The following is a 20,353-nucleotide window of genomic DNA, read 5'->3' as shown; positions in this document are numbered from 1 at the left end:
GAATAATGGCGCGAGTAAACGCGTAAAAAGGGGGTTATTTCACGGATGGTAAACGGGAAGGGAAAAACAGTGGGCAAAAGACGCAGAGGTTTGTCTCAGCGGGATATTAAACATCCACGCTGAGATCCCCCCTCTGCTCCCCTGATAGCGCAATCGCCACGACGCATGCCAGACGCCGTGGCCGTCAATCTGGCCACCGCCACGACGCGTGCCAGGCGCCGTGGCCGTCAATCTGGCCACCGCCACGACGCGTGCCAGGCGCCGTGGCCGTCAGTTTAGTGATCGCGACGGTCGGTTTTAGAAGCCAAGGCTGTCGAGCAGGTCATCCACCTGGTCCTGGTTCGCTACCACGCCCGGTGCCGTACCATTGATTTGTGGACCATTTAGCAGGCTGTCGGCATCCTTTTTCGCCCGACCCTGCTGCTCAGGAATATTTTCCAGCAGCACGGCCAGCAGCTGGCGCTCAATCTCCTGGATAACGTCCATCATGCGCTTGATCACCTGACCGGTCAGATCCTGGAAATCCTGCGCCATCATGATTTCCATCAGCTGGGCGTTGGTGAAGGCGGTGTGTTCCGGTACGGATTCAAGATAACCACGCGTATCCGTAACCAGAGAGCGGGCATCTGCCAGGTCTACAGGATGTTCAAACCATTCATCCCAGCGGCCTTTCAGCGCCTTCGCTTCTTTCTCCATCAGGTTCTGACGCGGCTGTGATGCCTCCACGCAGTTCAGAGCACGTTCTGCCGCCTGAGCGGTCATTTGTACTACGTAATCCAGGCGATCGCGGGCATCCGGAATGGCTTCTGCCGCTTCAGCAATCGCCTGATCCAGTCCCAGCTCACGCAGACTGTCGCGCAGCATCCGCGTCAGCGAGCCAATTCGGGAGATTATGTCATGGGCCGAGGCCGCATCAACATTTGGTGTCGGTAAAGTGGTCATCTCGGCTCCTTACATACCCAGCTTTTCGAAGATCTTACCTAACTTCTCTTCAAGCGTGGCCGCAGTAAAAGGTTTAACGACGTAGCCGCTGGCACCAGCCTGCGCAGCCGCAATGATGTTCTCTTTCTTGGCTTCAGCCGTCACCATCAGCACCGGCAGCTTGCCCAGCGTGGCGTCGGCACGAATCGTTTTCAGCAGTTCCAGGCCGTCCATATTCGGCATGTTCCAGTCGGAAACCACAAAATCAAACCCGCCTGCGCGCAGCTTGGTGAGCGCGTCAACGCCATCCTCGGCTTCTTCAACGTTGTTGAAGCCCAGCTCTTTTAACAGGTTACGGACGATTCGACGCATCGTGTTAAAGTCGTCGACCACCAGAAACCGCATATTCTTATCTGCCATACCTACTCCTGTTTTTTGTAGCCCCGCGGGACGGGCGCTGCGTTATATACGTAATGCCTGTCCGGCGCTAATTTTTGCCAGCATGTGCTGGCTGATTTGGTGAAGATCCACCACCTCACTGGCGCCCCCGAGGCCAATTGCCTCGCGAGGCATACCAAATACCACGCAGCTCGCTTCGTTCTGAGCGATGGTCCAGGCGCCTGCCTGATTCATTGCCAGCAAACCTGCCGCACCGTCATTGCCCATTCCGGTGAGGATCACGCCGACGGCGTTCCGACCGGCATACTGCGCCACTGATTTAAACAGGACGTCCACCGAAGGTCGGTGCCGGTTGACCGGCGGACCTTCGTTAAGCTTGACCTGATAGTTAGCCCCGCTGCGCGCCAGCTCCAGATGCATGGCGCCCGGCGCGATATAGGCATGGCCCGGCAGAATGCGCTCGCCGTCCTCTGCCTCTTTTACCGTTATCTGGCAGAGCTTGTTCAGCCGCTCGGCAAAAGAGCGGGTAAAGCCTGGCGGCATATGCTGAGTAATCAGCAGCGCCGGGCTGGTCGCCGGCAGCGGCTGAAGCACATGCCGAATGGCCTCGGTGCCGCCGGTAGAGGCTCCGATAGCAATCAGCTTCTCGCTACTCAGCAGCGGTCCGGCTTTCAACATAACCGGGGCGCTCTGCGGGCTGCGCATTTGCAGCCTGGCGCGTGAGGCCGCACGGACCTTATCGGCAATCATCTGGCTGTAGGCCAGCATCCCTTCGCGAATACCCAGCGAGGGTTTAGTCACAAAATCTACCGCCCCCAGCTCCAGCGCGCGCAGGGTAATCTCCGAGCCTTTGCCGGTCAGGGAAGAGACCATCACGACCGGCATCGGTCGCAGGCGCATCAGCTTTTCCAGAAAATCCAGTCCATCCATGCGCGGCATTTCCACATCCAGCGTCAGCACGTCGGGGTTGAACTGCTTAATCAAATCCCGCGCCACCAGCGGATCCGGTGCCGATGCCACCATCTCCATGTCAGGATGGCTGTTGATAATCTCCGTCATCAGCTGCCGCATCAGTGCGGAGTCGTCAACGCATAACACTCTGATTTTGCCCATTATCTTTCCTTAGTCAGTCCGTAGACCGTCTGGCCGCGCAGATAAAACTCTTTACTGATCTGGCTGAAGTTCTCTGAATGTCCGGCAAACAGGATCCCGCCGGGCTTCAACATCGGGACAAAGCGCCGCAAAATCTTCTCCTGCGTCTCTTTGTCGAAGTAGATCATGACATTGCGGCAAAAAATCGCATCAAACGGCCCCGGAACCGCCCACTCATTAGCCAGCAGATTCAACTGCGCAAAGGTGACCATATTGGCCAGTTCTGGCCTCACCCTAACCATCCCCGAATGGGGGCCGGTGCCGCGAAAAAAGAACTTCTGCATCTGCTGCGGTGACAGCGTGCGCAGCTCTTCCTGACGGTAGACGCCGGCCAGCGCCTTCTCCAGCACCTGGGTGTCGATATCCGTCGCATGGATCTGGAACTTACCCGGCCCGCTGCCCAGCGTTTCCGCCAGCGTCAGCGCAATCGAGTAAGGCTCCTCACCCGTTGAGGCCGCCGCGCACCAGACGTTAAAGGAACCGCTGCGCCGTTTGGCGTGTTCCGCCAGGATAGGAAAATGGTGCGCCTCACGGAAAAACGCCGTCAGGTTTGTGGTCAGCGCGTTAATAAACGCCTGCCACTCCGGGCTGTTGGAGTCACTCTCCAGCAGCGCAAGGTAACGACCAAAATCGTCGATACCTAACGTCCGCAGTCGGCGAACCAGGCGGTTGTAAACCATCTCCCGCTTGTGATCGGCGAGTACAATGCCTGCCCGCTGATAAATCAGCTGGCTGATACGCTTAAAGTGCGTATCGGATAACGGCAGGCGCTGCACCATCTGGGCCAGCAGCGTCGCGTTTTCCGTTGGCGCTAACAACGTCGATTTTTTCATCCTGATCCACCCTGCAATTTGCAGATTAAGGGGGTTATAAACGTCTTGTTTTCCCTGTAAGCCTGCGTTGCTACCTGTTCGGGCTTATCCTGCGGCATCCAGTGAGAATCGGCTCACCGTGTCGGTCAGATTATCAGCCTGTGCTTCAAGTGCTGCCGTGGCGGCTGCCGCTTCCTCAACCAGCGCGGCATTCTGTTGTGTCACCTGATCCATCTGGCCGACGGCCTGCGCGACCTGTTCTATTCCCCGGCGCTGCTCGTCAGACGCAGAGGCTATCTCAGCCATAATATCGTTCACGCGGGTGACCGACTGAACGATCTCCTCCATGGTTTCGCCCGCAGAGGCCACCAGCGTTGAGCCCTGATCGACCCGGCTAACCGACGCCTCGATCAGCCCTTTAATCTCTTTTGCCGCCTGCGCGCTGCGCTGGGCCAGGCTGCGAACCTCGCCCGCGACCACTGCAAAGCCCCTGCCCTGTTCACCTGCCCTCGCCGCCTCTACCGCTGCGTTCAGCGCCAGGATGTTGGTCTGGAAGGCGATGCCGTCAATCACGCTGGTGATATCGCCAATTTTCTTTGAACTGTTGGCGATGTCACTCATGGTGGTCACCACGTTGCGGGTCAGCGAGCCACCTTTAAGCGCCGTTGAGGAGGCCTCTTTGGTCAGCAGCGACGCCTGCCGCGCGTTGTCCGCATTGCCGGTCACCGTTGCCGTCAGCTGCTCCATGCTGGCTGCCGTTTCCGCCAGCGAGGCCGCCTGCTGCTCGGTCCGCGCGGAAAGATCGTTATTGCCTGAGGCAATTTCACGGATGCCGGTCTGCATGGCATGGCTGCCATCCCGCACGTTAGCGACCGTTTCAGCCAGCGCCTGCTGCATGGTCTGCAGGCTGATAAACAGCTGGCTAAGCTCATTGCGTCCTTCCGCCACGATACGGCCACCGAGGTTACCGGAGGCGATGCGCTCAAAGTGACCGCGCATATGCGCCAGCGGGCCGATAACGGCTTTTCTCACCCAGGTCACACCGGCCAGCGTCACCAGCAGCGACAGCAGTATGGTCGAGTAAAATATCGCCATCGACTGCGTGTAGAATCCCTTGCTCGCCTGGCTGGCATGGATGCGAAGCTTGTCGATATGCAGCATCCAGCGGTTGTACTGCGCCTGAAACTTGTCCTGCGTGCCCTGCGTGGGAGAGTTCAGGAAATCCTGCAGCTGGTAGTTCTGTAAATAGGCAATCAGCCTCGCCAGCTCCTGGGAGTACCCTTCATAAGCCCCCTTCATCTCCTTCTTCAGCACGCCGCCTTCTGGCGTCAGTGCCGGGATAGCTTCAAAGGTCTTATAAGCGTTATCGGCAGCATTCAGATCTTCCTGAGCCTTTGCCATTAAACTTGTTACCTGATCGCGCGGCATACTCAGTGCCGCACGGGTCCCGGCGCGGCTTAGCGTCAGGCGGGCGCTGAGTAAATCGGCCCAGGTCTGCCCCAGCGCGTCACGCTGGTTACCGCTGACCTCGACGTCATGCAAATTTTTCGCGTCCAGACGAAAAGAGTTAAACGACAATCCGCTGCTAACGATCTGCATCACGCAGAACAGGCCCAGTAAAAATATGATGGTGGTTGAGATGCGAATGCGGGCAAACATTGAAGTCTCCTGGTGTTGCCGCCCACCGCGGGCGGCTAAGGTCACGTTAAAAGGTTTCCCAGTTATCATTGGATACCGGTGCAGCCAGCGCTTTGCGTGACGTTACCTGCGGGGCGGGCACGACGCTTTGTGTTGTTCTGCTGACGTTAACGGCCTGAATGGCATTTTCTTTACGAATGCGGAAGACCGCGACGGCCTGGTTTAGCCTGGCCGCCTGCTCTTCCAGCGCCGCTGAGGCCGCCGCAGACTCTTCAACCAGCGAGGCGTTCTGCTGCGTGACCCGATCCATCTCGGTCACGGCCGTGCCCACCTGATCAATGCCGCGGCTCTGCTCATCGGAGGCGGAGGCAATTTCACCCATGATGTCGGTGACGCGAGTGACCGCGCTGACAATTTCCGCCATCGTTTCCCCGGCGCTTTCCACCAGCACCGAGCCGGTATCCACGCGGGTGACCGAGTCTTCGATCAGCCCTTTAATCTCTTTTGCCGCCTGGGCGCTGCGCTGCGCCAGGCTGCGTACTTCACCGGCGACCACGGCAAAGCCTCTGCCCTGCTCACCCGCACGGGCCGCCTCAACGGCGGCGTTCAGCGCCAGAATATTGGTCTGGAAGGCGATGCCGTCAATCACGCTGGTGATATCAGCGATCTTCTTCGAGCTGCCCGCGATGTCGTGCATGGTTTTGACCACGCTATCCACCACCTTGCCACCCTTCTCTGCGGTGCCGGAGGCGCTGAGCGCCAGTTTGGAGGCCTGACGCGCATTTTCGGCGTTCTGCTTCACGGTAGCGGTCAGCTGTTCCATGCTGGCTGCGGTCTGCTCCAGCGAGGCGGCCTGCTGCTCGGTACGCGAGGAGAGGTCGTTATTGCCGCTGGAAATTTCACTGGCGCCGGTATAAATCGCGTCGGAGCCATCACGCACTTCGCTGACGGTCTGCACCAGCGACTGCTGCATCTCATGCAGGCTTTTGGCCAGCTCGGACATTTCATTGCGTCCATCACACTCAACGGTCTGGGTCAGATCGCCGCGGGCAATGTGCCGGATATGGTCAATGTTGGTTCTCAGCGGACGCAGCAGCATGTTGCTGATGCCGCTCCAGGCCAGAATGATCACCGCCAGCGAGATAATCAGCACCAGCGCCAGTACCCAGATAGTCTGCTGGTAGGAGTGCTGACTGGCTTCAACTACGCCTGCGGTCAGCTGGTCATTGGTGTCCAGCCAGCTCAGATAGGATTTCTGAAAGCTGTCCTGGTAGCTCTGCGTCGGCTGGGCAACAAAGTCATCGAACCTGCCGGTGTTCATCATCACAATCAGGGCATCCAGCGCGTTATGAAGCTGCTTATAATCCGCCAGCATCACCTTCACGTTGTCCGCTTTTTTTCCCTGTTCAGTGAGCGCGGCGTTAAATATCGCCAGTGACTTATCCGCGTTATCCAGTTCCTGCTGCGCCAGCGCCATCAAATCGTTGACGCTGCTGCCCCCGCCGGTTTTCCCTGCATCCTGAAGATGACGAATACCGGAACGGTTGAGCGTGTTACGTGCCTGCACCAGCGAGACCCAGGCATTGCCCATCGCCTGCTGAGAGGCGCGCAGCCGCTGGCTAAAGGCAAAATTATCCCGATCATTTTTGACGGTCTGGAAAAACAGGCCTCCGGTACCCAACTGAAGAACAGCAAACAACACCAGCACGCTAACCAGGCCGGTAACGACTTTCACTCGCTTAAACATAACTACCTCTGAACAGGGGGCCAATTGGAAATGTTATCGGCAGCGGAGCGGGGATCTTTATTAAGGATTTGACTGATTGCTCAAAGGATAAACTTATGATTGGCAGAAATGCGCCGTGGGCCGGCGCATTTAATTATCGACGGGGGCGACGCATCAGAACGTTTCCCAGTTACCCTCCGTTGCGACTGGCGCGGCGACTTTCCCGGCGGTCAGCTGACGCTGCGGAGTAATTAACGCCGATGGCGCGGCCTTGATCGCCTGCGCCCGGTGCATACGGAACACCGACACGGCCTGCGTCAGGCGGCTGGCCTGCTCTTCAAGCGCGGCGGCGGCCGTGGCGGACTCTTCCACCAGCGAGGCGTTCTGCTGGGTCACCCGATCCATCTCGGTGACGGCGGTGCCCACCTGATCGATTCCACGGCTCTGCTCATCAGACGCCGACGCGATTTCACCCATAATATCGGTAACCCGGGTGACCGCATTGACGATATCATTCATGGTGTCACCAGCGGTGCCTACCAGCACGGTGCCGCTATCCACCCGCGAGACGGAATCTTCGATCAGCCCTTTGATCTCTTTCGCGGCCTGCGCGCTGCGCTGCGCCAGATTACGCACTTCTCCCGCCACCACCGCAAATCCACGGCCCTGCTCACCCGCACGGGCGGCCTCTACCGCCGCATTGAGCGCCAGGATGTTGGTCTGGAAGGCAATACCGTCAATTACGCTGGTGATATCGGCGATTTTTTTCGAGCTGCCCGCGATATCACTCATGGTTTTCACCACGCCATCCACCACCTTCCCGCCTTTTATCGCCGTTTCAGACGCGGTCAGCGCCAGCTTTGAGGCCTGACGCGCGTTCTCAGCGTTCTGTTTCACCGTGGCCGTCAGCTGCTCCATACTGGCCGCCGTCTCCTCAAGGGAGGCCGCCTGCTGTTCCGTACGGGCTGAGAGGTCGTTGTTACCGGCAGCAATTTCGCTGGCCCCGGTCAGAATGGCGTCTGAGCCGTCGCGAACGTCACTCACGGTACGCACCAGCGCCTGCTGCATCTCTTTCAGGCTGGCGGCCAGCTGAGCCATTTCATTGTGCCCTTCCACCTGAATATCCTGGGTTAAATCCCCGCTGGCGATCTGGCTGATATGCGCAATGTTGCTGTTTAGCGGCTTAATCAGTACGCGCTTCAGGCCAAACCAGCACAGCACGATCAGCGCGATAACCAGCAGCATCACCGCACCAATCATCCAGAGCATTGAGGTGTAGGCCGACTGGTTGTCCGCTACGCCCTGCATCATCAGCACGTTCTGCGCATCCCGCCAGCGGGTATAGGCCACCTGCATCGCCTGCTGCTTCTGTTCAATGTTCATTTTGAACATCTCGCTCAGCTGCTGGTTGTCCATCAGCTGCAGCATGCTGGCCAGCGCTTTGGAATAGAGGACATAGTTCTGTTCGAGGCTGGCCACAATGTGTGGATCCATTCCCCTGGTGGCGGGAAGCGACTGATAAAGCGTCCAGGATTTATCCGCACTGGCCAGCAGCTGCTTGCCCTGGTCGCTAATCATACTCAGCGATGAGATGCTGCTCTGTGCTAATTCATTACCCTGCAGGCGCAGCATGCCGCGGTTGAGGGCGATACGCGCCTGGTTAAGCGCGACCCAGGCGTCGGTAAATGCCGACACGTTTTCGCTGGCATTTTGCGCCACCGAAAAATTCGTTTTATCGCTGTTCAGCGCCTTAATAAACAGCCCACCGGCCAGCAGTTGCAGAGCGCCAAATACCAGCAGAACCAGCAGCAGGCTGGTGACAACCTTCATTCGTTTAAACATAGATACCCTTGGTGTTTTGAAATGGAACAACAGAGAATTTATCGGCACGGGCTGGTGGATCTTTATCCAGTGCAGCAGGGGAGAAGCGGAATATTATTTTGCTATCTAAGACAAACCTGGCGGCATCACGCGGGAGAGCCGTTCAAAATACAAAAAGGGCCGACAGAGAGTCTGTCGGCCCTTTTCACCCAGAGGGGAACGCTTACGCGCTGCGCAGGTTATCCACCAGCGCCATCTCGTCGCTGCTGAGCAGCTTCTCAATATCGACGAGGATCAGCATACGGTCACCCAGCGCACCCAGCCCGGTCAGGTACTCGGTTGACATGGTGACCGCGAACTCTGGTGAAGGGCGGATCTGGTCCTGCGTCAGTGACAGTACGTCGGAAACGCCATCCACAACGATCCCCACCACGCGATGCTCCAGGTTCAGCACAATCACGACGGTATTATCATTGTATTCCACATCCGGCTGCGCAAATTTCACGCGCAGGTCAATGATCGGGACGATAACGCCTCGCAGGTTGGTCACGCCTTTAATAAAGGTCGGGGTATTGGCGATGCGGGTAACCTGATCGTAACCGCGGATCTCCTGCACCTTCAAAATATCAATACCGTACTCTTCGTCACCCAGCGTAAATACCAGGAACTCCTGACCGACGGTTTCGCCAGCGATTTTAGTAACAGTTGCCATTCCAGTCATAATTCTACCCTTAATAGGTTAACGTCAGGCTGCGGCTCCCGCCACGCGCTTTTCACGGTTGAGAGACTGCAGTGCCGAAACGTCGACAATCAGCGCCACGCTGCCATCACCGAGGATGGTCGCCGCCGAGATCCCGGGCACTTTGCGATAGTTGCTTTCGAGGTTTTTGACCACCACCTGGTGCTGACCAATAAGCTGATCGACCAGCAGCGCATAGCGTTTTCCGGCGCTTTGCAGGATAACCACGATGCCCTGCGTCGCTTCGGTTTTCGCGCCCTGCACTTCAAACACGTTCCACAGCTCAACCATCGGCAGGTATTCACCACGCACTTCCAGTACGCGTTCGCCACCGGCCAGCGGATGCAGGTCGTCCGCCAGCGGCTGAAGTGATTCCATCACCGCGTTAAGCGGCAGAATAAAGACTTCGTTTGCCACGCGAACGGACATGCCGTCGAGAATGGCCAGGGTTAACGGCAGCAGAATGCGAATGGTGGTGCCTTTACCCTGCTTAGAGGCGATTTCAACGTGTCCACCCATCTCCTGGATATTACGTTTCACCACGTCCATGCCGACGCCGCGTCCGGAGACGTCAGTTACCTGTTCAGCGGTCGAGAAGCCCGGCGCAAAAATCAGCATGCCGACCTCTTCATCACTCATCGCCTCACTGACCGGCAGGCCCGATGAGAGCGCCTTAGCCAGAATACGTTCGCGATTCAGACCGGCACCATCGTCGTTCACTTCGATACAGATATTGCCGCCCTGATGCTCAGCGGAGAGCGTCAGTTTACCGACGGGGTTTTTGCCCGCTGCCAGGCGTTTGTCCGGCGACTCAATCCCGTGATCCAGGCTGTTACGCACCAGATGGGTCAGGGGATCGATAATGCGTTCAATCAGGCTTTTATCCAGTTCGGTTGAGCTTCCCTGAAGGATCAGCTCCACTTCTTTTCCGAGCTTGCTGGCCAGATCGCGTACCAGACGCGGGAAGCGGCTGAAAACGTATTCCATCGGCATCATGCGGATCGACATTACCGATTCCTGCAGATCGCGGGCGTTACGTTCCAGCTGCCCCATGCTGTTCAACAGATCGCCGTGCGCCACCGGGTCCAGTTCGCCTGAACGCTGCGCCAGCATCGACTGGGTGATCACCAGTTCGCCGACCAGGTTAATCAGTTGATCAACCTTCTCAACCGCAACGCGGATGCTGGTCGATTCGCTGGCCCTGGCGGCACCGGGCTTTTTCGCGCTTTCACGCTTCAGGGCGGGCGCGGCCTCGCTGACCACAGGCGGAGCCACTTCCGGCTTAGCTTCCACCTGTTCCACGACGTCGGCAATCGCCGGTGTCGCAGCGGGCCCGGCTGCGGCGGCGTCGATAAAGTTGATCTGTGACTCTTCAATAACGAAGCAGAGTACGGCCCGGATATCATCCGGATCGACCGTCGCATCCAGGGTGGCTTCCAGCGAGTTTTCGCCTTTAACCACGTCTGAGACGGTGCACAGATTGCTTAGTTCTTCCAGCATCAGCGGCACTTCACCCGGCTTCAGGTTACTCAGTACCAGACGCTGGCCCGCCGCGCTAACCGCAGGCTCAGCCGCCGTGGCGGCGAGCGTTTTCGGCGCTGGGATCACTTCACCCTTTGCTTCCAGCGCCAGCTGACGCAGCGCCTGACAAATGTATTCAAACGTCGCGGCATTGGGTTCCGTGGCGGTTTTATAGGCATCCAACTGTTCCTGCATAATATCTTTAGTTTCCAAAAACAGGTTGATGATATCGGTGCTCAGCTGCATTTCGCCGCGTCGCGCACCGTCGAGAATGTTTTCCAGAATGTGCGTTGTTTCCTGCAGTACGGTGAACCCAAAGGTTCCCGCCCCGCCTTTAATCGAGTGCGCCGCCCGGAAGATAGCGTTAAGCTGCTCCGAATCGGGTTCCTGCGGATCCAGCACCAGCAGGTGTTGTTCCATATCGGCCAGTAACTCATCGGCCTCATCAAAAAATGTCTGATAAAAATCGCTGATATCCATGCTCACGGTATCACCTCTGCTGTGAGTCGCGATCGGTCTGGGCCGCTGGCGCAGGTACCGCCGGGGCTAACGCCGCGTGGGTTACGTTGCTACCCGCAGGCTCGGCCGGTGAGGGTTGAGGGTCGGGTTTTTGGCCGGCGGCCATAGGAGAGGCCGGTGCCGCTAACTGTTTTAAACTGGCTGGATCGCTGTCGCTGACCTGCACCGCGTCACTTTCCGCATTTTCTTTCTCAATCTGCACTTCGGTGTCGTGGTTCAACACCAGCAGACTGATTCGACGATTTACCGCATCATCCGCGCCGCGGTTCTTTAACTTCATGGTGTCGGCCATGCCGATGACACGAATCATCTTCCCGCTGGCCAAACCGCCAACAATCAGTTCACGTCGCGAGGCATTCGCGCGATCGGCCGACAGTTCCCAGTTGCTGTAGCCCCGGTCACCGCCCGCATACTGAAAATCATCCGTATGCCCCGCCAGGCTGATCCTGTTTGGCAGGTCGTTCAGGACCGGCGCTATCCCGCGCAATATGTCGCGCATATAAGGCTCAACTTCCGCACTGCCGGTTTTAAACATCGGACGGTTTTCACTGTCGATAATCTGGATACGCAGCCCCTCTTCAACCAAATTAATAATCAAATGGGGACGCAGCGTGCGCAGCTTAGGATCGGCCTCAATTAGCTGATCCAGCCTCTCGCGCAGGCGGTTAAGACGGATCTCTTCCAGCTTGCGTTTTTGCGCATCCATATCGACCACCTTATGCACCTCACCCTGTTTCTGAGTGGGGTCATCGCCCCCACCCGGGATGGGGCTGTCGCTGTCGCTGCTGCGTGCGCCACCGGTCAGCGCCACCTTAAGGGGCGTTTTAAAGTAATCGGCAATTTTCACTAATTCCTGAGGGTTGGAGATCGAAATTAGCCACATCACCATAAAAAAGGCCATCATTGCGGTCATAAAGTCAGCGTAAGCAATCTTCCATGAGCCGTGTCCGCCCTCATGTTTCTTATGCTTTTTGCGCTTAACCAGCACAATGGGGTGATTGTTATGCTTCATGCGTCCTCGTCGGATGTCTGTTTCGCTGGTGATTTCGCGTTACGAACGTGCTCCTCCAGCTCGGTGAACGACGGGCGATCGGTGGAGTAGAGCGTTTTACGACCAAATTCAACGGCAATCTGCGGTGCATAACCGTTCAGGCTGGAGAGCATCGTGACCTTGATGCACTGCATCATCTTGGTGGTTTCCGCGCACTTTTGCCGCAGTACGCCCGCCAGCGGAGAGATAAATCCGTAGGCCAGCAAAATGCCGAGGAAGGTTCCGACCATCGCGTGGGCTATCAGGGCACCCAGCTCTGCCGCCGGGCGATCCGCTGAAGCCAGCGTATGCACCACGCCCATTACCGCCGCCACGATGCCAAACGCGGGCAGTGAATCACCGACGGTCTGAAAGGCCATTGCGGGCACTTCGCACTCGCTTTCGTAGGTTTCTATCTCTTCGTCCATCAGCGCTTCAATTTCAAAGGCATTCATATTGCCGCTGACCATCAGGCGCAAATAGTCGGTAATAAAGTCCACTAATCTCTTATCGGCAAGGATGCGTGGGTAATTAGAAAAAATTTCACTTTCCTGGGGGTTTTCAATATCGCGTTCGAGCGAAAGCATTCCCTGCTGGCGCGACTTCGCCATCAGGCGATAAAGCAGCGCCATCAAATCCATATAAACCGCTTTATTATATTTTGACCCGCGCATTAATAAGGGCATGGCCTTGAGGGTCGCTTTTATCGCTTTACCGTTATTCCCTACGATAAACGCGCCAATCCCTGCCCCACCGATAATTAACAGTTCTGAAGGCTGATAAAGCGCGCCGAGGTGGCCGCCGACCATCGCGAAGCCACCCAACACTGACCCCAGTACCAGAATGTACCCTAAAATAATTAACACAATAAATCCTTACGTCTGCCGACGCGTGGGTGAAAGATGAATCAGCGTGTAAAGACGCGTTAGCGGGGCTCGGGGCAAAAAAAAAGCAGCGGTTATTAACCGCTGCTGGATTCATTCCACCTGTCGAGCCCGATTAAACGGCTTGTTTAATCTGTTCATCCAGCAGTTGTGAAATGTTATCGGCAGGTTCTGCGATAAGTTTACGTCTTTTTACCGCGCGGGACGGCGGCTGGCACAGGCTGCAAACGAAGCTGCCAACGGGCTGGTGAGCATGGTTAATAAAGCTACCGCCGCAGCATTTGCAGTCAGACAGTTCGAGCATGCCGCTCTCAACAAACCGGACCAGGGTCCAGGCGCGGGTCAGCGCCAACAGCGGGCCTTCGTCCTGTTGCGGACACTGTTCGAGATAGAGACGGTAGGCTTTAATCACCGCGTCTACGCCCTGGCTCTGCCCGCTTTTGAGTAAAAACTGCCAGGCGTTACAGAACATGGAAGAGTGGATGTTCTGTTCCCAGGTCATAAACCAGTCGGTAGAGAACGGCAGCATGCCTTTTGGCGGCGGACTGCCGCGCAGCTCTTTATAAAGCTTTATTAATCGACCGCGGCTAAGCTGTGTTTCACTTTCTAACATTTGCAGCCGCGCACCCAGCGAAATGAGTTCCATCGCCAGCTGAATATCGCGCGCTTCCTGTACAATACTTTTCTCGCTCATTAGCTCGCTCTCTTTTTCGGCGTTGCTTCTTCTTTAGTCGTCACACTGCGTAATAAACGACTGGATAACAAAATGCCGGTATGGATTTGCTGTAAATCATCCACGCGAGACGCCTGCGTTAAACGTTTAATCGTATTGTTATCGTTAAAACGGAATTGACAGATCAGCTGATTAGTTTCGGCAAGCTTTACCATCTCTGGCAGCGTTAATTGCGCGAGCGTATCAGCCATTGCCTCGTCAATACCAAGGCGAAACATTGCAGAAGCTTTTTCCTGATTGATAAGGCGCTGAGCAAGTAATAAATATGAAAGATTAATATCGTAAATATGTTTGAGTAATTCTGATGCACCCATTTTTTTCCATCCTGACTAACACGACTTAAACGTTTGCGGGTTATGCCGCTACCTTGTTTGCTGCTTGGTAAATCTAAAAATGGCAAAAAACTAGTGGCAGAAGCCAAACGTTTGCGAAGCTGTTAGCCGCACTAAAGGCTGCTAAACAGAAAGTAGTCATTACTCATTTTGCCAGTTGCTGCTCCTTCGTTTTCGCTCTCTTCCCTGGCGCAATCCCTTGTCTGTTTCACACATCTTTTAAGACAATTCCGAAAACAAGGCAACTCTATCCGCTCTTATTTCGACATACAATGTGAGCCACCTCAAATTTTAGATAAAGTGTGACGCAGATCACACTTTATCGGAAATTTCTTGCCCAGGACCCTTTAGTAGCGCTTTTCATTAGGGCGCTAAGCAACCAATTCCTACCCTTTTTGTTAAAATTTAACATTTAATTATCATTTACAAATGAAAATGACTCTCTTTACGCGTATAAATCGGCAAAAAGGCGTGATGCAGATCATGATTAGAATAAAATATCGCTCTTACTCTAATTTTAGGTTGTTAATGCTAATTTATTGCCCAATCGCATGATGTTAAATTAATCACCCAGGGTGACTGTTCAGTATCAGTTGCAGTGCAGAAGTGTGACCTTACGCAGGTTCTTCTTAAGAAGTGAAAGCCTTTTGTAAGCCGCGCCAGGCTTGTGTTTGGGGTACGAAAATAGATGTAACTGATAGTTACATTAGAAAGGTGAATGTTTGGAGGTTTTTTTCAGGATAGGGGTTAAGTATCGGCGGCGGTGTCAATTTCTTTAGTAAAAACGGCATTTTTCTGTTTTTTTCTAATAAATGGCCCTTATTGCACACTTTATGTACGTGTATTTTGCCGGGCAGGCATAAAAAAAGGGCGATTTGCAATCGCCCTTTAAAACAACTGGCACGTCTTATGCTAGGTGTGGGAGGTCGCGGTGTCCGTATCCTCCTTCCCGGCGGCCGGACGGGCAGGAACGGCCTGCAAATCCTTCAGGTAGGTTTTACGCCAGTGGGTAATGTCGTTTTTGCGCAGCACGGCCATCATATCGTTATAGCGCGTGATACGTTCCTCCAGCGGCATCGTCAGCGCCTGGTTGAGCGCGGCGGCCACCTCATCACGATCGTAAGGATTAACGATTAACGCCGATGTCAGCTCATTGGCCGCGCCGGCGAAGCGCGACAGCACCAGCACGCCCGGATCTTCAGGGTCCTGCGCGGCAACATACTCTTTCGCCACCAGGTTCATCCCGTCACGCAGCGGCGTGACCAGGCCGATATCGGTCAGACGGAATATTTTCATCAGCAGGCGACGGTCGAAGTGCTGATTGAGGTAATAGAGCGGCGTCCACCCCAGGGTGCCGTAATGGCCGTTGATGCGCCCTGCTTCGGTCTCCAGCTGGTGACGGATATCCTGATAGGCCTGTACGTCACCGCGCGACGTTGGCGCAATCTGTGAATAGCGGATCTGGCCCCGGTGCTCGGGATAGTGTTCCAGCAGCGCCTCATAAGCGAGAAAACGCTCCGGTAGCCCTTTTGAATAATCCAGACGTTCGCAGGCAATAATATTCTTCGCATCCCCCAGATCCCGCTTCATTGCGGCCATTTTCGGCGGCAGCGGGCCTTCCGCCATCTCTTTAATACTGTCTGGCTCAATGCCGATAGGATAAACCTCAGTGGCAAAGCTACGGCCCAATGCCCGATGCTGTTTGCCGTCGCTCTCTACCTGCGTCATTAGCGACAGGCACTCTACAAAGGCCATGCGATCGCTCTCGGTCTGGAAACCCAGCAGATCGTATTCGCTCATCATCTCCAGCAGCTCGTTATGTGGCGGCAGAGCGTTGAAGATTTCGGGGGTTGGGAAAGGAATATGCAGGAAAAAGCCAATACGGTTGGTCACGCCCAGCTTGCGTAACGCGGCGGCAAACGGCAGCAGATGATAATCATGGATCCACAATACATCATCAGGCTGTAGCAGCGGCAGCAGGCGCTTTGCCAGCAGGGTATTGACGCTACAGTATCCGTCCCAGGCTTCACGCTGGAAATTCACTAAATCGAGACGGTAGTGGAAGGCGGGCCAGATAACGGCGTTCGAGAACTGCAAATAATAGAGATCGTAATCGTTCTGATTCAGTCCAAAAGAGGCGTAGGTCACGCTGTCCTGCTCGAACAGCTCCATTTCCTCGTCATCTTCACCGATCTCATTGATGTTACCGTTCCAGCCAAACCACAGTCCACCGGTGGTTTTCAGGGCATCCATAATGCCGACGGTCAAACCGCCCGCGCTGGTTTTGGAACCATCAGGTACAGCAATGCGGTTAGATACGACTACTAAGCGACTCATAACCTTAACTCCTTACCGACGTTGTTTCGTCTTAATCTAATTGTAATTGTATGTTTTCAAGCCAGTGATAAACGGCATTCACGTCCGGCAGCCGATAGCCTGCCTGCGTGTCGCCCTCACCCACTTTTATTGCGATGCCATCCCTGACATTGACCGCTTCAAATCCTGCCTCATCGGTCAGATCGTCACCTAAAAATACGGGCGTTCGTCCGGCAAACGGCGATTGCTGCATAAAGGCTGCAATCGCGGCGCCCTTATTCACGCCCTTTGGTTTTAACTCCACCACGCATTTACCGGGCTGCAGCGCCAGCATGGGGAAACGTTCGGTCATTGCCTGCGCCAGGGCCATGATTGCCTGCTGATAGTGCTCCGCGCCACGATAGTGCAGCGCAAAAGCCATCCCTTTCGCTTCAAGCTGGGTCCCCGGCATATCGGCTATGGCATCGTTCAGCCGCGTTGCCAGTTCGCTGGCAACCTCCTGCGGCAGCGACAGACGCTCAACATTGTCGCGGGCATCGCGGCGTTCAGCGCCGTGGACGCCAGCAAGGGGAAAATGGAGCGGCGCGGCCAGCGCATCCAGCTCGCTAATGGGGCGGCCTGAAACCAGCGCAACGGCACCCTCACAGGATGCGGAAAGACGTTTCAGGCTGGCAATTACGGATTGGGGAATAAACGCGTCATCCGGGCGGGGCTGAATGGCGGCAAGCGTACCGTCAACGTCGAAAAAGAAAGCATAGCGGCCCTCTTTATTCAGGGGCGGTACCTCATCATTCTGGGTGTTCACACGACTCCTCCTGCTAAATGGTTGTGATGTTGCGGGCCCTGGCCCACGGCGTCAGGCCGGTTCGACGCTGGCGCCGTGACGGATTTTCCTCATCCGGTCACGTGGGTCATTAAAGCGGGGCTGCAATGCGGGAGGCAGACCTGACGGGAAAGTCGCGGTCGCCAGAGTAAGGCGGGGGAGAAAAGCGTCCGTTTAAATTTCATCCTCTTTCTTAAACATTTTCTTTCTGTCATCTGGCTGCACTCTGGGTGCAACATGCCCGTTCCCGCTGCACTATGCGCAACATCGTTAGTTTTCAGTATAGTCACTGATCCCGTCTCTGCCAGACCGACTGGCGCTTATAAGCCCTTTTCTGACCTTCAGACTGTCAAAAAAAGCGTAATAAAGACATAGGATAAAGGCGAATTATGCCAGGAAGCGGTCGGGGAGAAAGCGCGGGTTAAGTGCAGGTATAAATGGGCATAACAAAGGGTATTAAGCGCCGCAGGAAATTAAGGGAAAACCACAGGAAGTTACGCGAAAAAGAAGCATACGGGACAAAAGCGGTGAAGGTAGGGGCATGAAAAAGTGAGTGGGTAAACTGGTCGCCTTTATTTATTACGTCAGGGGGCCAGCGGCACCATCCACAGTGCGTTCAGGTTAATACCGCTCCAGGTGGCAGACTCTTCCAGTCCGGCTATGCTGTCCCAGCAGTAGCGGCTACCCAGATCGACGATTTCCGGCTTTATCGGCTGGCGGGTGATTAGCGAAAAGAATACGCAGACCTTAGGTTGCAGCAGCGATTTCTCTCCCGGCTCGGCGATCACCGCAATGCGCCCGGACGCCAGCCTGACCACCGATCCAGGGGGATAGATCCCCACCGCCTTAACAAAAGCGTGAAATATCTGGCGGTCAAAGTGGCCTTCCCAACTCGCCATCTGGTGCATCGCCGCCGCCGGGTTCCAGCCTGCCTTATAGGGGCGGTCCGAGGTAACCGCATCATAGACGTCGCAGACGGCGGCCATGCGGGCCAGCAGAGAGATCCCCTCACCTTTCAGACCATGGGGGTAGCCTTCGCCGTTGATCCTCTCATGATGATGCAGGGCGACGTCCAGCACCTCAGTGTCACCGTTGCTTTTTCGCAGCAGCGACTCTCCGATCGCCGGATGCAGCTTCATCAGCTCAAATTCGTCATCGGTCAGCTTGCCCGGCTTATTGAGGATCTCCAGCGGAATGCCGGCTTTACCGACGTCGTGCAGCAGTCCGGCCGTGCCCGCCTGACGCACCTGTCGTTCATCCAGCTGCAGCTGACGCGCCAGTGAAACCATCAGCGCACACACTGCCACCGAATGCAGATAGGTATAGTCATCGTGCGTCTTCAACCGTACCACGCTCAGGAGAGCGGCCGGATGGCGGCTGATCGATCCGCCGATTTCATCCACCAGCGGCAGCGTGCTGTCGGTCCTGATGGTTTTCCCCATCCGGGCATTACTGAACATATCCATTATCTGCCCTCTGGCCATCAGACAGATAGCCTGCGCCTGCGCCACTTCGCTGTGCATACTGGCCTTAACGGGCACCGCCTGAGCGATAACGGCCTCTGTCGATGGCGCGACGTCAGGCGCACGGCCTTTATCCAGATCGATCCAGACTTCTTTAATGCCGTTCTCAACAATAATCTGAATTTGCTGTTCGGTGGTAAGCAGCATATCGTTGCGTACCAGCGGGTGTTTCAGCCAGAAGACTTCCAGTTTGTGCACGTACATCCCGATGCGTAATGCTTCTATCCCGATTCGACTTATCATCGCGCCCTCTGCCTGCTCCCCCATTCAGTACAGATATCGGCATCGTCCGAAAAACCTTCACCGCGTAAAATGATGTTCGTGCGCATTTACTAAAAATTTACGCTTCGGGCTCGCTATTGTAAGATCTGTGCCCCTTTACTTTTCGGGGGGGCTGCCGGGCGGTACCCCGTAAAAATCGTTAAGCAGAATGACCTTATCAAGATATTCACCTAAGCATAACAACGACTTATTGTTAATTCTTTTTATCCCCGCCTTTTTTATCGCGTTTAATTTGTAGTGTGAGATGGTTTTCACGGAGATATTCAGCGTCCTGCCGATATCCCCGGGCGTTTCACCGTGAAGCAGCAGGCAGATGATAATACGTTCAGGCAGGGATAGCGGGCAAATGGGCGGTACGCTGCGATTAAGATGCCTGATTATCTCCTCAGCCATCGCCTCTCCGCTCAATTTCCTGGAAACCAACATACTGAATCGGGTGCTATGTTTTATACTTTCCTGATAAGCATCGATTAATACCGCGCAGGTTTTTCTGGCGGAATAACTCTGTAAAATTCTCTCCATTTTCTCACGCTTATTGGAATCAATGATTATTGCGCGGGGACGTTCTCTTTCGTTTGGCTGCGCAATACTTTCTTCCTCAGGATCCGGTACGTAGGGATCATACCCCATCAAAGAAAGATGGACAGCCAGACCCAGCGTAAAATAGGCATCCTCAGAATATATACAGATTCTCATCGTTTTTTCTCAGGGTAAATATCCGTCAGGCGCTTTTTTTTCAATATAAAAATAGAAGGGCTTAATCATCTCCCGCTTCAAACAGTGGCCCTTAACTTCAAACGTCTCAACGCGCATGATAAAGTCGTGCTCAACGCCCAGCGTGGCCAGCCGCAGCTTCAGCGCCTGCATAACCTGCCATAGCCGCTGGCTGGATGATTTGAGGCCATGCAGATCCCAGACGTTATACATAATCTGCTCGTTCGTCACAATTTTCCCATTGGCATTTTCCAACAGAAACAGGAATAGCCTCATCATGGTTTCCCTGAGAATATAACAGCGTATCTTCCTGCTTTTTGAGTCAAAATTACTTAGCCTTCTCTGGGCTATTTCAAGCTGAACATTGCTCCCAATATAATATCCAACCAGCACTCTTTCCATAAACTGCCATCCTTTTTAGTAAATTGAATCACGCTACCCAGATGAACCACCTGCAACGGGGTATCT

19 protein-coding genes are annotated in these 20,353 nt (G+C 55.1%); 1 reads left to right on the top strand and 18 read right to left on the bottom strand.

The window, feature by feature from the left end; all coding sequences use genetic code 11:
* Window positions 1-297 precede the first annotated feature (297 nt).
* The 12 genes from cheZ to flhC all read right to left on the bottom strand — a co-directional run bounded on the left by cheZ (window position 298) and on the right by flhC (window position 13,808).
* A complete protein-coding gene (cheZ, locus tag AC4PCC_RS09105) occupies window positions 298-942 on the bottom strand; it encodes a protein phosphatase CheZ (protein ID WP_492127154.1) in 645 nt (214 codons plus the stop codon).
* A gap of 9 nt (window positions 943-951) precedes the next feature.
* Window positions 952-1,341, bottom strand: a complete 390-nt coding sequence (gene cheY / locus AC4PCC_RS09100) for a chemotaxis response regulator CheY (protein WP_067701075.1) — start codon at window positions 1,339-1,341, stop codon at window positions 952-954.
* 42 nt (window positions 1,342-1,383) lie between these two features.
* Entirely contained in the window at window positions 1,384-2,433 is a 1,050-nt protein-coding gene (locus AC4PCC_RS09095) for a protein-glutamate methylesterase/protein-glutamine glutaminase (RefSeq protein WP_067701072.1), read from the bottom strand.
* Window positions 2,433-3,305 (bottom strand): protein-glutamate O-methyltransferase CheR, encoded by an 873-nt coding sequence (cheR, locus tag AC4PCC_RS09090; RefSeq protein WP_492127153.1) that lies wholly within the window; start codon window positions 3,303-3,305, stop codon window positions 2,433-2,435. The genes AC4PCC_RS09095 and cheR overlap by 1 nt, the downstream gene beginning before the upstream one ends.
* A gap of 84 nt (window positions 3,306-3,389) precedes the next feature.
* Complete coding sequence (locus AC4PCC_RS09085; protein ID WP_492127152.1) at window positions 3,390-4,943, bottom strand: methyl-accepting chemotaxis protein; 1,554 nt, start codon at window positions 4,941-4,943, stop codon at window positions 3,390-3,392.
* A gap of 46 nt (window positions 4,944-4,989) precedes the next feature.
* A complete protein-coding gene (locus tag AC4PCC_RS09080; protein ID WP_492127151.1) occupies window positions 4,990-6,669 on the bottom strand; it encodes a methyl-accepting chemotaxis protein in 1,680 nt (559 codons plus the stop codon).
* Between the two features lie 153 nt (window positions 6,670-6,822).
* Window positions 6,823-8,490, bottom strand: coding sequence for a methyl-accepting chemotaxis protein (locus tag AC4PCC_RS09075; protein WP_492127150.1), 1,668 nt, complete (start codon window positions 8,488-8,490; stop codon window positions 6,823-6,825).
* A 202-nt stretch (window positions 8,491-8,692) separates the two neighbouring features.
* The gene (gene cheW / locus AC4PCC_RS09070; RefSeq protein ID WP_067701057.1) at window positions 8,693-9,190 is read right to left on the bottom strand and encodes a chemotaxis protein CheW; all 498 of its coding nucleotides are present in this window, start codon (window positions 9,188-9,190) and stop codon (window positions 8,693-8,695) included.
* 24 nt (window positions 9,191-9,214) lie between these two features.
* Window positions 9,215-11,209, bottom strand: a complete 1,995-nt coding sequence (cheA, locus tag AC4PCC_RS09065; RefSeq protein ID WP_492127481.1) for a chemotaxis protein CheA — start codon at window positions 11,207-11,209, stop codon at window positions 9,215-9,217.
* A 10-nt stretch (window positions 11,210-11,219) separates the two neighbouring features.
* The gene (gene motB, locus AC4PCC_RS09060; RefSeq protein ID WP_492127149.1) at window positions 11,220-12,260 is read right to left on the bottom strand and encodes a flagellar motor protein MotB; all 1,041 of its coding nucleotides are present in this window, start codon (window positions 12,258-12,260) and stop codon (window positions 11,220-11,222) included.
* Window positions 12,257-13,144, bottom strand: a complete 888-nt coding sequence (motA, locus tag AC4PCC_RS09055; protein ID WP_067701049.1) for a flagellar motor stator protein MotA — start codon at window positions 13,142-13,144, stop codon at window positions 12,257-12,259. The genes motB and motA overlap by 4 nt, the downstream gene beginning before the upstream one ends.
* Before the next feature lie 133 nt (window positions 13,145-13,277).
* Entirely contained in the window at window positions 13,278-13,808 is a 531-nt protein-coding gene (flhC, locus tag AC4PCC_RS09050; RefSeq protein WP_492127480.1) for a flagellar transcriptional regulator FlhC, read from the bottom strand.
* On the opposite strand from flhC, the gene AC4PCC_RS09045 reads away from it, so the two are divergent.
* Entirely contained in the window at window positions 13,776-13,859 is an 84-nt protein-coding gene (locus tag AC4PCC_RS09045; RefSeq protein ID WP_492127479.1) for a helix-turn-helix domain-containing protein, read from the top strand. The two genes, flhC and AC4PCC_RS09045, sit on opposite strands and share 33 nt — an antisense overlap.
* Here the strand turns inward: AC4PCC_RS09045 and flhD are convergent.
* The 6 genes from flhD to AC4PCC_RS09015 all read right to left on the bottom strand — a co-directional run bounded on the left by flhD (window position 13,856) and on the right by AC4PCC_RS09015 (window position 20,164).
* Window positions 13,856-14,209, bottom strand: coding sequence for a flagellar transcriptional regulator FlhD (flhD, locus tag AC4PCC_RS09040; RefSeq protein ID WP_492127148.1), 354 nt, complete (start codon window positions 14,207-14,209; stop codon window positions 13,856-13,858). The two genes, AC4PCC_RS09045 and flhD, sit on opposite strands and share 4 nt — an antisense overlap.
* 930 nt (window positions 14,210-15,139) lie before the next feature.
* The gene (otsA, locus tag AC4PCC_RS09035) at window positions 15,140-16,564 is read right to left on the bottom strand and encodes an alpha,alpha-trehalose-phosphate synthase (protein WP_492127147.1); all 1,425 of its coding nucleotides are present in this window, start codon (window positions 16,562-16,564) and stop codon (window positions 15,140-15,142) included.
* A 31-nt stretch (window positions 16,565-16,595) separates the two neighbouring features.
* Window positions 16,596-17,348 carry a trehalose-phosphatase gene (gene otsB, locus AC4PCC_RS09030; RefSeq protein ID WP_492127146.1) on the bottom strand — a complete coding sequence of 251 codons (753 nt, stop codon included), beginning with the start codon at window positions 17,346-17,348 and terminating at the stop codon, window positions 16,596-16,598.
* Between the two features lie 602 nt (window positions 17,349-17,950).
* Window positions 17,951-19,132 carry an HD-GYP domain-containing protein gene (locus AC4PCC_RS09025; protein WP_492127145.1) on the bottom strand — a complete coding sequence of 394 codons (1,182 nt, stop codon included), beginning with the start codon at window positions 19,130-19,132 and terminating at the stop codon, window positions 17,951-17,953.
* Window positions 19,133-19,267: 135 nt separating this feature from the next.
* Window positions 19,268-19,867, bottom strand: coding sequence for a helix-turn-helix transcriptional regulator (locus AC4PCC_RS09020; RefSeq protein WP_492127144.1), 600 nt, complete (start codon window positions 19,865-19,867; stop codon window positions 19,268-19,270).
* A 9-nt stretch (window positions 19,868-19,876) separates the two neighbouring features.
* Window positions 19,877-20,164, bottom strand: a complete 288-nt coding sequence (locus AC4PCC_RS09015) for a hypothetical protein (RefSeq protein ID WP_492127143.1) — start codon at window positions 20,162-20,164, stop codon at window positions 19,877-19,879.
* Window positions 20,165-20,353 lie beyond the last annotated feature (189 nt).

The sequence above is a fragment of the Erwinia sp. L03-1 genome (assembly GCF_058686115.1).
Note: the sequence above shows the minus strand (reverse complement) of the source record. Positions and strands in the feature narration are given on the sequence as shown.

Coding starts and splice junctions, on each gene's coding strand:
- AC4PCC_RS09095 (WP_067701072.1), bottom strand. CDS start 2,433: ATGGGCAAAATCAGAGTGTTATGCGTTGACGACTCCGCACTGATGCGG.
- cheY (WP_067701075.1), bottom strand. CDS start 1,341: ATGGCAGATAAGAATATGCGGTTTCTGGTGGTCGACGACTTTAACACG.
- otsA (WP_492127147.1), bottom strand. CDS start 16,564: ATGAGTCGCTTAGTAGTCGTATCTAACCGCATTGCTGTACCTGATGGT.
- cheR (WP_492127153.1), bottom strand. CDS start 3,305: ATGAAAAAATCGACGTTGTTAGCGCCAACGGAAAACGCGACGCTGCTG.
- flhD (WP_492127148.1), bottom strand. CDS start 14,209: ATGGGTGCATCAGAATTACTCAAACATATTTACGATATTAATCTTTCA.
- flhC (WP_492127480.1), bottom strand. CDS start 13,808: ATGGAACTCATTTCGCTGGGTGCGCGGCTGCAAATGTTAGAAAGTGAA.
- cheZ (WP_492127154.1), bottom strand. CDS start 942: ATGACCACTTTACCGACACCAAATGTTGATGCGGCCTCGGCCCATGAC.
- motB (WP_492127149.1), bottom strand. CDS start 12,260: ATGAAGCATAACAATCACCCCATTGTGCTGGTTAAGCGCAAAAAGCAT.
- AC4PCC_RS09075 (WP_492127150.1), bottom strand. CDS start 8,490: ATGTTTAAACGAATGAAGGTTGTCACCAGCCTGCTGCTGGTTCTGCTG.
- cheA (WP_492127481.1), bottom strand. CDS start 11,209: ATGGATATCAGCGATTTTTATCAGACATTTTTTGATGAGGCCGATGAG.
- AC4PCC_RS09015 (WP_492127143.1), bottom strand. CDS start 20,164: ATGATGAGGCTATTCCTGTTTCTGTTGGAAAATGCCAATGGGAAAATT.
- cheW (WP_067701057.1), bottom strand. CDS start 9,190: ATGACTGGAATGGCAACTGTTACTAAAATCGCTGGCGAAACCGTCGGT.
- AC4PCC_RS09085 (WP_492127152.1), bottom strand. CDS start 4,943: ATGTTTGCCCGCATTCGCATCTCAACCACCATCATATTTTTACTGGGC.
- AC4PCC_RS09025 (WP_492127145.1), bottom strand. CDS start 19,132: ATGATAAGTCGAATCGGGATAGAAGCATTACGCATCGGGATGTACGTG.
- AC4PCC_RS09020 (WP_492127144.1), bottom strand. CDS start 19,867: ATGAGAATCTGTATATATTCTGAGGATGCCTATTTTACGCTGGGTCTG.
- AC4PCC_RS09080 (WP_492127151.1), bottom strand. CDS start 6,669: ATGTTTAAGCGAGTGAAAGTCGTTACCGGCCTGGTTAGCGTGCTGGTG.